Raw genomic sequence first — 12759 nt, forward strand, 5'->3', positions numbered from 1 at the left:
TTTGACTGAACCACCGCAATCGGGAGCAAGCCCCCTCCCACATTTTCAGAGCGTGTTGTCTATTAGTTCACCGACAGAATCGGGCTACCCAACTTCTCCAGCAACGTCGCCTGGGCACTGCGCGGGTTCTGGTTGCCGGTCGGCGTGTTACGCACGTAACGGCCATCCGACTGCAGGCTCCAGCTGTGGGTGTTATCGGTGAGGTAGCTTTCCAGCTCCTTCTTGACCCGCATGATCAGCTTCTTGCCCTCGACCGGGAAGCAGGTCTCCACACGCTTGTCGAGGTTGCGCTCCATCCAGTCGGCACTGGAGAGGAACATCTGCTCCTCGCCGCCGTTAAGGAAGTAGAACACCCGCGTGTGTTCCAGGAAGCGGCCGATGATCGAGCGCACATGGATGTTATGCGACACGCCGACAATGCCCGGACGCAGGCAGCACATGCCGCGCACCACCAGGTCGATACGCACGCCGGACTGGCTGGCCTTGTACAGCGCGCGGATGATCTTCGGATCGGTCAGAGAGTTGAACTTGGCGATGATGTGCGCCGGTTTGCCCTCGAGGGCGAACTGGGTCTCGCGGGCAATCATGTCGAGCATGCCCTTCTTGAGGGTGAACGGCGCGTGCAGCAGCTTCTTCATGCGCAAGGTCTTGCCCATGCCGATCAATTGGCTGAACAACTTGCCGACGTCTTCACACAAGGCGTCGTCGGAAGTCAGCAAGCTGTAGTCGGTATAGAGCTTGGCGTTGCCGGCGTGGTAGTTGCCGGTACCCAGGTGGGCGTAACGCACGATCTCACCGGCTTCGCGGCGCAGGATCAGCATCATCTTGGCGTGGGTCTTGAAGCCAACCACGCCGTAGATCACTACCGCGCCGGCCGCTTGCAGGCGGCTGGCCAGTTGCAGGTTGGACTCTTCGTCAAAGCGTGCGCGCAACTCGATCACCGCAGTGACTTCCTTGCCGTTGCGCGCAGCGTCTACCAGCGCGTCGACGATTTCCGAGTTGGCACCGGAACGGTACAGGGTCTGGCGCACGGCCAATACGTGCGGGTCCTTGGCGGCCTGGCGCAGCAGATCGACCACCGGGGTGAAGGACTCGAACGGGTGCAGCAGCAGGATGTCCTGCTTGCTCACCACGCTGAAGATGTTCTCGCTGTTTTGCAGCAGTTTCGGGATCTGCGGGGTGAACGGGGTGTATTGCAGCTCCGGATGGCTGTCCAGGCCGGTGATGCTGAACAGGCGCGTGAGGTTCACCGGGCCATTGACCTGGTACAGCTCGGTCTCGCCCAGGTTGAACTGCTTGAGCAGGTAGTCCGACAGGTGTTTCGGGCAGGTGTCGGCCACTTCCAGGCGTACCGCATCCCCGTAGCGCCGCGAGAACAGCTCACCGCGCAGGGCACGGGCCAAGTCTTCGACGTCTTCGGAATCCAGCGCCAGGTCGGCGTTACGGGTCAGACGGAACTGGTAGCAGCCCTTGACCTTCATGCCTTGGAACAGGTCATCGGCGTGGGCATGGATCATCGACGACAGGAATACATAGTTGTCGCCAGCGCCCCCCACCTCTTCGGGTACCTTGATAATCCGTGGCAGCAAGCGTGGCGCCGGGATGATCGCCAGGCCCGAATCGCGACCGAAGGCGTCGATCCCTTCCAGCTCGACGATAAAGTTCAGGCTCTTGTTCACCAGCAGCGGGAACGGGTGCGTCGGGTCCAGGCCGATCGGCGTGATGATCGGCGCGATTTCGTCGCGGAAGTAGCGGCGCACCCAGGTCTTGATCTTGGTAGTCCAGTGGCGGCGACGGATGAAGCGAACCTGATGTTTTTCCAGCTCCGGCAGCAGGATGTCATTGAGGATCGCGTACTGGCGATCCACATGACCGTGTACCAGCTCGCTGATGCGCGCCAGCGCCTGGTGCGGCTGCAGGCCGTCCGCGCCAGCTTGTTCACGGGCGAAGGTGATCTGTTTCTTGAGGCCGGCGACGCGGATCTCGAAGAACTCATCCAGGTTGCTGGAGAAAATCAGCAGGAATTTCAGGCGTTCCAGCAACGGGTAGGACTCATCCAGTGCCTGTTCAAGCACGCGGATGTTGAATTGCAGTTGTGACAGCTCGCGGTGGATGTACAGGCTGCTGTCATCCAGGTTGGTCACCACGGCGGCCACCGGGGCCGGGGCTGGCGCTTCGGCTACCGCCACAGGCGCGGCCGGCTCGTGCTCCGGCGGGGTCTCGGTGACTTGTTCCACCACCGGGTGAGCGTCTTTTACGGCAACTTCGGAAAGTCCTTCGGTATTCATCGAATGTTCCTGTGAGGGCTATTGTTGCTCTCTAAGCAATTGGGCGGCGCGGGCGGCGAAATAGGTCAGGATGCCATCAGCCCCGGCACGTTTAAAGGCCGTCAAGGATTCTAGGATTACCCCTTCACTCAACCAGCCATTTTGGATTGCAGCAATGTGCATGGCGTATTCGCCACTGACCTGATACACAAAGGTCGGCACTTTGAATTCCTCTTTGACCCGGTAAAGGATGTCCAGGTACGGCATCCCCGGCTTGACCATCACCATGTCGGCGCCTTCGGCCAAATCCGCCGCCACTTCGTGCAAGGCTTCATGGCTGTTGGCCGGGTCCATCTGGTACGAAGCCTTGTTGGCCTTGCCCAGGTTCAGCGCCGAGCCCACCGCATCGCGAAACGGGCCGTAGTAGGCGCTGGCGTACTTGGCCGAGTAGGCCATGATCCGTACATTGACGTGGCCGGACAGTTCCAGGGCTTCGCGAATCGCCTGGATGCGGCCGTCCATCATGTCCGACGGCGCAACCACCTGAGCGCCTGCTGCCGCATGGGACAACGCCTGCTTGACCAGCGCATCGACGGTAATGTCGTTCTGAACATAGCCGTCTTCGTCAAGAATGCCATCCTGCCCGTGGGTAGTGAACGGGTCCAACGCCACGTCGGTGATCACCCCCAGCTCCGGGAAACGCTCGCGCAGGGCGCGGGTGGCGCGCTGGGCGATACCGTCCGGGTTCCAGGCTTCGGCAGCATCAAGGGACTTGAGTTCAGACGGCGTGACCGGAAACAACGCCAACGCCGGAATCCCCAGGTCGACCCAGCCCGCCGCCTCTTCAAGCAGCAGATCAATGGTCAGACGCTCTACACCCGGCATCGACGATACCGCTTCCCGGCGATTTTCACCGTCGAGTAAAAACACCGGCAGGATCAGATCATCCGTCGTCAGTACGTTTTCACGAACCAGGCGGCGAGAAAAATCATCACGGCGATTACGGCGCAGGCGGGTAGCAGGGAACAGGCGATTGGCAGGGGTAAAGCTCACGACAGACTCCTGAGCCCGGGTTCACGGGCGAGCGTTGCAGTTATAAGCGGGCATTATGACGAAGGTATGACAGTTGTGCTTAACGATGCGACCTGTAGTCGCATTCGTCGGTTAATGTAGGAATTGTTCACTTCGTGACACATCTCGATACTTTCATGAATGTTCACGAAGGCGTAGGCTGCGCGTTCATTTCGCCAGCACCCAGACCATGCTTCAACAATTTCTGCATGACTTCGGCTACTTTGCCCTCTTCCTAGGCACGTTCTTCGAAGGCGAAACCATCCTGGTTCTCGCAGGCTTCCTGGCGTTCCGTGGGTACATGGATATCAACCTGGTGGTGGTCGTTGCCTTCTTCGGCAGCTACGCCGGCGACCAGCTTTGGTATTACATGGGGCGCAAGCACGGCCGCAAACTGTTGGCGCGCAAGCCGCGCTGGCAATTGATGGGCGACAAGGCCCTGGAACATATCCGCAGGCACCCGGATATCTGGGTGCTGAGCTTCCGCTTTGTCTACGGCTTACGCACGGTAATGCCCGTTGCGATCGGCCTGTCAGGCTACCCGCCACTGCGCTACCTGATCCTCAACGGTATTGGTGCTGCAATCTGGGCGGCGGCCCTGGGCGCGGCGGCCTATCACTTCGGCGCGGTGCTGGAAGGCATGCTGGGCAGCGTCAAGAAATACGAGCTGTGGGTGCTGGGCGCCTTGCTGCTGCTGGGCTTTGGCCTGTGGCTGCGCCGCCGCTTCAAGAATGCCCGTATCGCCCGCCAGGCCTGTGCCGATGCCAAGGCGCGGCTCGCCGCCGCCGAGCCCGTCCCGGTAGAAGCGCCTAAGACACCAGTCGAGTAAGCCGGCCCCTGCAACAGTAGAGGCCAATCACGCTGAGCAGGCTGTAGCTCACCAGGCCCAGCCAGCCCAGGTTGCTGGCCGGCCACAGCCCGACCACCGGCGCCAGCCACACCAACGGCACATTCAGCGCCAGGCGTGTCAGCTCTGCCTTTAACGCCCACGGGCGATTCTCCAGGGCCACCCCCAGGGTAAACAATCCAATCGCCATCGCCCCCCAGCCGACAACCAGCGCTGCACTGGGCAGGCCCTCGCCGACATTCATCAAATAGCTGCCAAACCCCACATACGCCGCGAACTGCAGGGCGATATAGACCTGTTGGCGCGTGTCCAGCGGCACGTCGAATTTGCGGAACTGGCTCAAGTCGGGCTTGGCCAATGGATACTTGGCCTTCACGTCCGCCGGGCGCCAACCGGTGCGCATGAACCAGATGCGCAGCTTGTCCCACTTACTTTCGGTACGCCGCGCATCACGCCAAAGCTGTGCATAAAACTGCAGGTTGGCCCATAACGGATTCCAGCTGGCCAAGGGTGTGGTCACGCCGAAGATCACCGGCTCGTTGTCGTCTTCTTCCTGGAAGGTGCCGAACAGCCGGTCCCAAAGAATGAACACACCGCCATAGTTGCGATCCATGTAGAGAGCGTTCTGTGCATGATGGGCCCGATGATTGGAGGGCGTGACGAAAAACCACTCGAACCAGCCAAGCTTGGGCACGTGCCGGGTATGCACCCAGAATTGATACAGGAGGTTGAGGGACGCCACGCTGATAAACACCACCAGCGGCACGCCAAGCACGGCCAGGGGCAGGTAGAAGATCCAGCTCAGCAGGAAGCCGGTGCTGGTCTGGCGCAGGGCGGTGCTGAGGTTGTAGTCCTCGCTCTGGTGATGCACCGAGTGCGCGGCCCACAGGATGTTGCGCTCGTGCCCCATCCGGTGCAGCCAGTAGTAGCAGAAGTCGTAGAACACAAAGGCGAACACCCAGGTCCAGGCGCTGTGGGCAGGCAGTTCGATCAACGCCAGGTGCTTGAGGGCGAACGCGTAGGTCAGCAGCCCCACCCCCTTGGTCAACAGCCCGGTGGTGGTGGACAGCACGCCGGTGCTGAGGCTGTTGATGGCGTCCGCCACCCGGTAGTTGCGCTGACCACGCCAGCGGTCGGCGAGCAGCTCCACCACAATCAAGGCAATGAAAAACGGTACCGCGTAAGGCACGAAGTCCATGGTCTGGTCCGGTCTATTTTTGTTACATCAAGATTAGGTGCAGCGGCGCGAGATCCCATTGGCAACAGGTGACAAATTAGTAGACATTTAACGCCAAGACTCCAGGAGAAATGCCCATGAGCAAAAAGATTGCAGTGATCCTTTCCGGCTGCGGCGTGTACGACGGCGCAGAGATCCACGAAAGCGTGATCACCCTGCTGCGCCTGGATCAGCGCGGTGCTCAGGTCCAGTGTTTTGCACCCGATATCGCCCAGTTGCATGTGATCAACCACCTGACCGGCGAGGAGATGCCCGAGTCGCGCAATGTGCTGGTGGAGTCGGCCCGCATTGCCCGGGGCGAGGTCAAGGATATTCGAGACGCCAACGCCGACGAGTTCGATGCGCTGATCGTACCCGGTGGGTTCGGTGCGGCGAAGAACCTGTCGAACTTTGCCGTCGAGGGCGCGGGTTGCAGCGTCAACCCGCAAGTGCTGGAACTGGCCGAAGCCTTTGCCGAAGCGGGCAAGCCGGTGGGGCTGATCTGCATCTCGCCGGCCCTGGCCGCGAAGATCTACGGCCCGGGCGTGACCTGCACCATCGGCAATGACACCGACACTGCCGCAGCCCTGGACAAGATGGGCGCCACCCACCAGGAATGCAGCGTGGAAGACATTGTCGAGGACACCGCACGCAAGTTGGTCAGTACGCCCGCCTATATGCTCGGCAAGAGCATCAGTGAAGTGGCCTCAGGCATCAACAAGCTGGTGGACCGGGTGCTGGAGCTGACCCACGAGAACGATTAGTGGGGATGCCGGGCTCCCTCTCCAACGGATCAGGACTGGCGCATTAACCGCGTCAGTATCCTGTCGAGTGAGTTGGCAAACGCCTGCTTGTCCTTCTCCCCATGGGGCGGCGGTCCACCGCCCATCTGGCCCTGCTCGCGCAGGTCGGCAAACAGGTTGCGCACCGCCAATCGCTCACTCATGTTCGCCGGGCTGAACTCCTTGCCCCGAGGGTCGAGGGCCGTGACGCCCTTCTTCACCAGGCGGTCGGCCAGGGGCACATCGCTGCAGATCACCAGTTCGCCGGGCACTGCGTGCTCCACCAGATAGTCATCTGCTGCGTCCGGACCGCTGGGCACCACGATCAACTTCACGCACGAGAAGCTCGGCTTGATCTGGCTTTGGCCGGCCACCAGGACGACCTCGAACTGGCGCTTGAGGGCGAACTTCACCACCTGGTCCTTGGCGGCCCGGGGGCAGGCGTCTGCATCGATCCATACGCGCATGTTATGCCGCCACTCGCTGCTTTTCTGCCAGCCGGCTGCGGCCGTAGAGCACCACAATGGCCAGGATCGCCACGGCCTGTGCGCTCAACGAGTACGCATCGGCGTGGATGCCCAGCCAGTCGAAGTCAAAGAACGCCACCGGCCGCGTGCCGAAGATGCCGGCTTCCTGCAACGCCTTGACGCCATGCCCGGCGAACACCACCGACAACGCGCACAGCAGCCCCGCATTGATGCCGAAAAACAGCGCCAGCGGCAGTTTCGCCGAACCGCGCAGGATCACCCAGGCCAGGCCCACCAGCAGCACCAACGCCGTGGCACCACCCGCCAGCACCGCGTTGTGCCCGGCCGGGCCCGCTTGCAGCCACAGGGTTTCGTAGAACAGGATCACTTCGAACAGCTCGCGGTAGACCGAGAAGAACGCCAATATCGCAAAACCGAAACGCCCACCGCCGCCCACCAGGCTGCTCTTGATGTAGTCCTGCCACGCTGCGGCATGGCGGCGGTCGTGCATCCATACGCCAAGCCACAGCACCATCACACTGGCGAACAGCGCCGTGCAGCCTTCGAGCAATTCGCGCTGGGCGCCGCTGACGTCAATCACATACGCCGCCAACGCCCAGGTGGCCAAGCCGGCCAAGAGCGCCAGGCCCCAGCCGACGTTGACGCTGCGCACCGCCGATTGCTGGCCGGTGTTGCGCAGGAATGCCAGGATCGCCGCCAGCACCAGGATCGCTTCCAGGCCTTCACGCAGCAGGATCAGCAGACCGGAAATGTAGCTCAACGACCAGCTCAAGCCATCGCTGCCCAGCAAGCCTGCGGACTCCGTGAGCTTGCCCTTGGCCACGTCCAGGCGCTGCTGCACCTGCTCGATCGGCAGACCGTCCTGTAACGACTGCCGGTAAGCCATCAGGGCCTTCTCGGTGTCCTTACGCACGTTGGCATCGACGTTATCCAGTGAGCTTTCCACCAGCTCAAAGCCTTCCAGGTACGCCGCCACCGACAAGTCATAGGCTTGCTCGTGGTCACCGCTACGGAACGCCGCGAGGCTCTTGTCCAGGGTGCTCGCGGTGTAATCGAGCAACTGCGCCGGGCCACGCTTGACCTGCGGCGGTTGCGCACGCTGGGCGCGGAAGGTCGCGGCAGCGGTTGGGCCGTTTGCGGCCAGCACTTCATTAGGCGTCTGGCGGGCCAGGTCGGCGAGGTTGAAGGGCTGCTCGCTTTTCGCCGCAGCCGGGTCGGCGGTGAAGCCGGCGATGTAGGTGGCCAGGTCCCAACGCTGGCGGTCGTCCAGTTGGTCGGCGAAGGACGGCATGTCAGTGCCTTCGACACCCAGGCCCAGGGTGTTGTAGATCGCGTAGAGGCTCAGGCGATCCAGGCGCGCAGCATCCGTCAAGTTGGCCGGAGGCGGCGTCATCCCCACGCCGGCCGGACCATCTCCGGCACCGGCAGTGCCGTGGCACACCGAACAGTGCTGGGCGTAGAGCGGTGCGCCGCGCGTCGGGTCGGGCGTGATGGCCGGGGCTTGGCTGACTTCATACGCGACTGCCAGCTTGGCGCCCAACTGGCGGGCCTGGCGAGCGACGGTCGCGCCGTCTGCATGAGCGGTGACAGCCGCCAGCAGTTCCTCGACCCCCTTTACCAGTTCCGCGCGCTCGGGCTTTTGCGGCAAATCCGCCACCAACCCCTGCAAGACCCCAAGAAACTCCACCTGCTCGCGGTATTCCGAATCATCCACCACCTTGCCCGCCTCTACCGTCGGTGGGTAGTCGGCGCCAATGTAGTCCAGCAGATGCAGGGCTTGTGGAGCGCCCTCGGCAGTCGCGGCCAGCAGGTTGAAGCTGCACGACATCAATGCCGGCAACAGCAGCCAGGCGAGAAAACGGAAGGGCGCAATCATGAATGAATCTCAAGTGGAAATACGAAGTAACACATTGTTAAGCGTTAAAGGGTTTGACTCAAGGCGTTAGTGATTTGTCGTGTGGGCGGACGGGGCATTTTGGAGATGGGTTACTGGCATCGCTGTCAGCTCAATCGAGGCAAAAAGCCATTGTTTTGCCAGTAACGATGCTTATAATGCCGCGCCCTGTTAGTGCGAAAGGGAATTTCGTTCCTCGGTTTTATGAGGAATAACCATATTGGTTGACTACTTTCAGGGAAGAAGTGACATGGTTTTTCGCGCCTTACCTCCGCTCGCGCTCGCGGCAGTCACTTTGCTCAGCGGCTGTTCAATGTTCCGCAGCTACGACGCCGAGCTGCAAGCCACCAACCAGCAACTCGCCACCGGCAATGTCGACGCCGCCCTGACCCTGCTGGAAAAGAACAACACCGGCGAAGACAAAGACCTGCTGTATTTCTTCGAAAAGGGCGAGTTGCTGCGGGCCAAGGGCGACCTGACCGGCAGCCAGACCGCCTGGCGCAGCGCCGACCTGCAAGTCTACAAGTGGGAAGAGTCGGTCAAGTTCGACAGCGCAAAATACCTGTCCCAGTTCGGCAGCTTCCTGGCCAATGACAAGGTGCGTCGCTACGAAGGCTATGACTACGAAAAAGTCATGCTGACCACGCAGATGGCCCTGAACCTGCTGGCCTTGAACGACTTCGACGGCGCACGCACCGAAATCAAGAAGACCCACGAACGCGAAGCGGTGATCGCCGACCTGCGCGACAAGGAATACCTCAAGCGCGAAGACGAAGCCGAGCAACAGGGCGTGACCACCCAGATCAAGGACCTGCACGGCTACCCGGTGCAAGCCCTCGACGCGCCGGAGGTGGTCGGCCTGAAGAACAGCTACCAGAGTGCGTTCAGCCATTACCTGGCCGGCTTCGTCTACGAAGCCCTGGGCGAAAAAGACCTGGCCGCCCCCGGTTATCGCAAGGCCATCGAGCTGCGCCCTAACACGCCACTGCTGGAAAAAGCGCTGCTCGACCTGGACAAATCCAAGGTCGGCAGCGATGAAACCGACGTGCTGATCGTGGTGCAGAGCGGCCTCGCACCCGCCCGCGACTCGATCCGCCTGCCGCTGCCGATCCCGATCAATGGCAACCTGGTGATCACCCCGCTGTCGTTCCCGGTGATCAAGGCCGACACCTCCACGGCGACCGTTGCCCAGATCGGTGTCGACGGCCAGCAACAGAACCTCACGGCGCTCAACAGCACCACGGCCATGTCCCGCCGCGCCCTGCGTGATGACATGCCAGGCATCATCCTGCGCACTACCGTGCGTGCGGTAAGCCGTGGTGTGGCGCAGAACAACCTGAACAAGACCAACCCCATGGCAGGCCTGGTACTGGGTATCGCCTCGGCCGTGACCGAAGGCGCCGACACCCGCACCTGGCGCACCCTGCCGGACATGACCCAAGTCACGCGCCTGCGCCTCAAGCGTGGTGAACACCAGGTCAGCCTGCCCAACGCCCTGGGTGGCACGCTGGTAACGATCAAGGCCGACCAGCGCTACCAGGTGATCACCCTGCGCGTGGTCGGCAACCAAGTGTTCGCCGGTGGCCTCGCCGCCCATGTGCTGCCCGGCACGACAACCCAGGCCATCGCCCTCAAACAACCTTAAGGAGCACCCTATGCGTCACTTTATCCTCGGCGCACTGGCGCTGGTCCTGCTTGCCGGCTGCGCCACCCCGCCACCACCGGAACCTGGCAGCGCCGCGAGCAAGATCGTGGTGATGGGCAAGTTCAAGGGCATCGCGGTCGGCGCCATTCGTGTGGCCCGCGAGAACGGCTTCCTCACCACCAAGGTGCAATTGAGCAACATCACCAGCAGTAACCAGATGATGTATTACCGCTTCGCCTGGCTGGGCGCCGATGGTTTCCCGGTGGGCGATGAAGAGACCTGGAAAGTGCTGAACCTGTACGCCAACCAGGCGACCTTCCTGCCCGCCATTGCCAATGTGCCCCAGGCTGCGGACTTCCGCCTTGAAGTCAAAACCCCTTGAACCGTTCATTCATTTTGCTGCCGAGAGATTTCCCCATGCTTGCACGCTTCTCGATTCTCGCCGTGGTTGCCGTCCTGGCCAGCGGCTGCGCGAATACCTCCCCGGTACTGGGTGGTAAAAACATCAGCTACGGCGACACCAAGGCCGTGGAGCTGGTGACCAACGAGTTCGGCTCCACCGACCTGCAGATGATCGCCGAAAGCATGACCCGCTCCCTCGCCCAGTCCGGCATCCTGCAAGGCCGCCCGGTGGTGCAGGTGTATGACGTGAAGAACAAGACCAGCGAGTACATCGACACCCGTGAGATCACCACGTCGATCAAGACCCAGCTGATGAAGACCGGCACCGCACGCTTCGCCAGTGACAACACCGACATGCAAAGCCAGGTCGACCAGCTCAAGCTGCAGAACCAGAGCGGCTTGTACAAGAAGTCCAGCGTCAGCAAGACCGGCAACATGGTCGCGGCCAAGTACCGCCTGGAAGGCTCCATCAGTTCCATCGTCAAGCGCAGCTCGGACTACAAGGACGTGTTCTACAAGTTCAGCCTGCAACTGATCGACGTCGAGAGCGGCCTGGCCGAATGGATGGACGAAAAAGAAATCCGCAAGACCACGGAGCGCTAGGCAATGCGTGCATGGATTGGTTTGATCGGCCTGTTGTGCGCCTTTGGCGCCTCGGCTGCACCCAAGATCGCGGTGACCGACCTGGCCTACCAGGCGCAGGTCGAGGAGTACATCCACCAGGTTTCGGCCAGCAACAACTTCCAGGCAAGCAGCTACAACGCCAGCGGTGCATCGAACTACAGCGAGTACGAGAGCCGTAGCAGCTACATCGAACAAACCGAACTGCGCAAGTTCAGCGGTGATATCAAGGGGGAGATTCTCAAGTCCCGCCAGTTCCAGCTGGTGCAGGGCACGCCCTACACCGCCGATGCCAAGGGTGACGTCTATGACGTGATCAAGCGCATCAAGGCCGGTCACTTCAAGGGCGCGGACTATGTGCTGTTCGGTACGCTGTCAGACATCGACTTCACCCAGGACATCAACGCCCTGGACCACACCAACAGCTACTCGGCGGTGCTGGGCCTGACGCTGGTGGCGGATTTCAGCCTGATCAATACGCGCACCTACGAAATCACCTCGGCGTTTACCGCCATGGGCGAAGGCCAGGACACCAAGCTGGTGAACAGCCGCGACATACGCGTGAGCCTGAACCGGCCGCGGGTGGTGAAGGAAGTGTCGAAGGCGCTGGGTGAGGACGTCGCCAGGCAGTTGGCGGAACAGTTGGGCGGTGGGTATCAGGACCCGGGCCAGCCGGTGCCGCGCAACCACCTGCCACGGGATGAAGCGCCGAAGATCTTGCACTGAACGGTAATCCTCAAGGCAACACAAAACCAATGTGGGAGGGGGCTTGCCCCCGATAGCAGGGTGTCAGTCAGCCTAGCTGTAGCTGAGACACCGCCATCGGGGGCAAGCCCCCTCCCACACGTTCAAGTACCGAGGTTTACGCCGTTGCGCGATGCAAGCTGGCCAGGAAACCCGCAGCCCCCACGAACAACCCGGCAAACGTCCGGTTCACGCGCTTCTGCTGCTTGGGCGTGCGCAACAGGCGCAGCACTTTGGACGCCAACCCCGTATACCCCGCCATCACGATCATATCGACGCTGATCATCGTCGCACCGATGATCAGGTACTGCACCAGCAACGGCGCCTGGGGATTCACGAACTGCGGCAGCACCGCCAGCATGAACACCAGGGCCTTGGGGTTGCTGGCGTTGACCAGGAAACCACGGAACATCATCGCCATCGGCTTGCCGAGCGGGCGTATCGCCGCGTCATCGGCCATGTCCATGGGCAAGGCACGCCATTGCTTGACGGCCAGGTACACCAGGTACGCCACGCCAAACCACTTGATCGCATAGAACGCGGTCGACGACGCCGCCAGAATGGCACCCAAGCCGCCCGCTACCACGGCAATCTGCATGGCCAGGCCCAGTTGCAGGCCAATGGCGTTCCAGTAACCGCGCAGGAAGCCGTATTGCAGGCCACTGGACATCGAAGCGATGGCGCCGGCGCCAGGGGAAAGGGAGATGATCCAACTGGCCAGGAAAAAGGCCAGCCACGTGTCGAGTGCCATAGCACACCTCGGGGAAGAGTCAGCGATTGTC

12 protein-coding genes are annotated in these 12759 nt (G+C 61.6%); 6 read left to right on the forward strand and 6 right to left on the reverse strand.

Features of this window, described 5'->3' with window-relative positions; genetic code table 11:
• Positions 1-62 precede the first annotated feature (62 nt).
• Together ppk1 and hemB are read right to left on the reverse strand one after the other, a co-directional pair.
• Positions 63-2288: a polyphosphate kinase 1 gene (ppk1, locus tag C8K58_RS06640; protein WP_108573435.1), complete on the reverse strand. Its 2226-nt coding sequence runs from the start codon at positions 2286-2288 to the stop codon at positions 63-65.
• Positions 2289-2306: 18 nt separating this feature from the next.
• The gene (hemB, locus tag C8K58_RS06645; RefSeq protein WP_108573437.1) at positions 2307-3320 is read right to left on the reverse strand and encodes a porphobilinogen synthase; all 1014 of its coding nucleotides are present in this window, start codon (positions 3318-3320) and stop codon (positions 2307-2309) included.
• 208 nt (positions 3321-3528) lie between these two features.
• Between hemB and C8K58_RS06650 the strand changes: the two genes are divergently transcribed.
• On the forward strand, positions 3529-4167 hold the full coding sequence (locus C8K58_RS06650; RefSeq protein WP_092355821.1) for a DedA family protein: 639 nt from the start codon (positions 3529-3531) through the stop codon (positions 4165-4167).
• Here C8K58_RS06650 and C8K58_RS06655 read toward each other — a convergent pair.
• Positions 4148-5383, reverse strand: coding sequence for a sterol desaturase family protein (locus C8K58_RS06655; protein ID WP_108573439.1), 1236 nt, complete (start codon positions 5381-5383; stop codon positions 4148-4150). The two genes, C8K58_RS06650 and C8K58_RS06655, sit on opposite strands and share 20 nt — an antisense overlap.
• 116 nt (positions 5384-5499) lie before the next feature.
• Between C8K58_RS06655 and elbB the strand changes: the two genes are divergently transcribed.
• Positions 5500-6165 (forward strand): isoprenoid biosynthesis glyoxalase ElbB, encoded by a 666-nt coding sequence (gene elbB, locus C8K58_RS06660; protein ID WP_027608347.1) that lies wholly within the window; start codon positions 5500-5502, stop codon positions 6163-6165.
• Positions 6166-6194: 29 nt separating this feature from the next.
• Here the strand turns inward: elbB and C8K58_RS06665 are convergent, their stop codons facing one another.
• Together C8K58_RS06665 and C8K58_RS06670 are read right to left on the reverse strand one after the other, a co-directional pair.
• The gene (locus C8K58_RS06665) at positions 6195-6650 is read right to left on the reverse strand and encodes a YaiI/YqxD family protein (protein WP_027608346.1); all 456 of its coding nucleotides are present in this window, start codon (positions 6648-6650) and stop codon (positions 6195-6197) included.
• A gap of 1 nt (position 6651) precedes the next feature.
• Positions 6652-8547 (reverse strand): cytochrome c/FTR1 family iron permease, encoded by a 1896-nt coding sequence (locus C8K58_RS06670; protein ID WP_027608345.1) that lies wholly within the window; start codon positions 8545-8547, stop codon positions 6652-6654.
• A 268-nt stretch (positions 8548-8815) separates the two neighbouring features.
• Here C8K58_RS06670 and C8K58_RS06675 point away from each other — a divergent pair, with 268 nt between their 5' ends.
• Genes C8K58_RS06675 through C8K58_RS06690 form a run of 4 tightly spaced genes read left to right on the forward strand, consistent with a single transcriptional unit; the run spans position 8816 to position 11959 of the window.
• Positions 8816-10210: a COG3014 family protein gene (locus C8K58_RS06675; RefSeq protein WP_027608344.1), complete on the forward strand. Its 1395-nt coding sequence runs from the start codon at positions 8816-8818 to the stop codon at positions 10208-10210.
• A gap of 10 nt (positions 10211-10220) precedes the next feature.
• Positions 10221-10592: a YcfL family protein gene (locus C8K58_RS06680; RefSeq protein WP_027608343.1), complete on the forward strand. Its 372-nt coding sequence runs from the start codon at positions 10221-10223 to the stop codon at positions 10590-10592.
• A gap of 35 nt (positions 10593-10627) precedes the next feature.
• Entirely contained in the window at positions 10628-11215 is a 588-nt protein-coding gene (gene lpoB / locus C8K58_RS06685; protein WP_027608342.1) for a penicillin-binding protein activator LpoB, read from the forward strand.
• 3 nt (positions 11216-11218) lie between these two features.
• Positions 11219-11959 (forward strand): hypothetical protein, encoded by a 741-nt coding sequence (locus tag C8K58_RS06690; RefSeq protein WP_027608341.1) that lies wholly within the window; start codon positions 11219-11221, stop codon positions 11957-11959.
• 136 nt (positions 11960-12095) lie between these two features.
• Here the strand turns inward: C8K58_RS06690 and C8K58_RS06695 are convergent, their stop codons facing one another.
• Positions 12096-12728, reverse strand: coding sequence for a LysE family transporter (locus C8K58_RS06695; RefSeq protein ID WP_027608340.1), 633 nt, complete (start codon positions 12726-12728; stop codon positions 12096-12098).
• Positions 12729-12759 lie beyond the last annotated feature (31 nt).

This window comes from Pseudomonas sp. GV047, assembly GCF_003058245.1.
Taxonomy (GTDB): domain Bacteria; phylum Pseudomonadota; class Gammaproteobacteria; order Pseudomonadales; family Pseudomonadaceae; genus Aquipseudomonas; species Aquipseudomonas marginalis.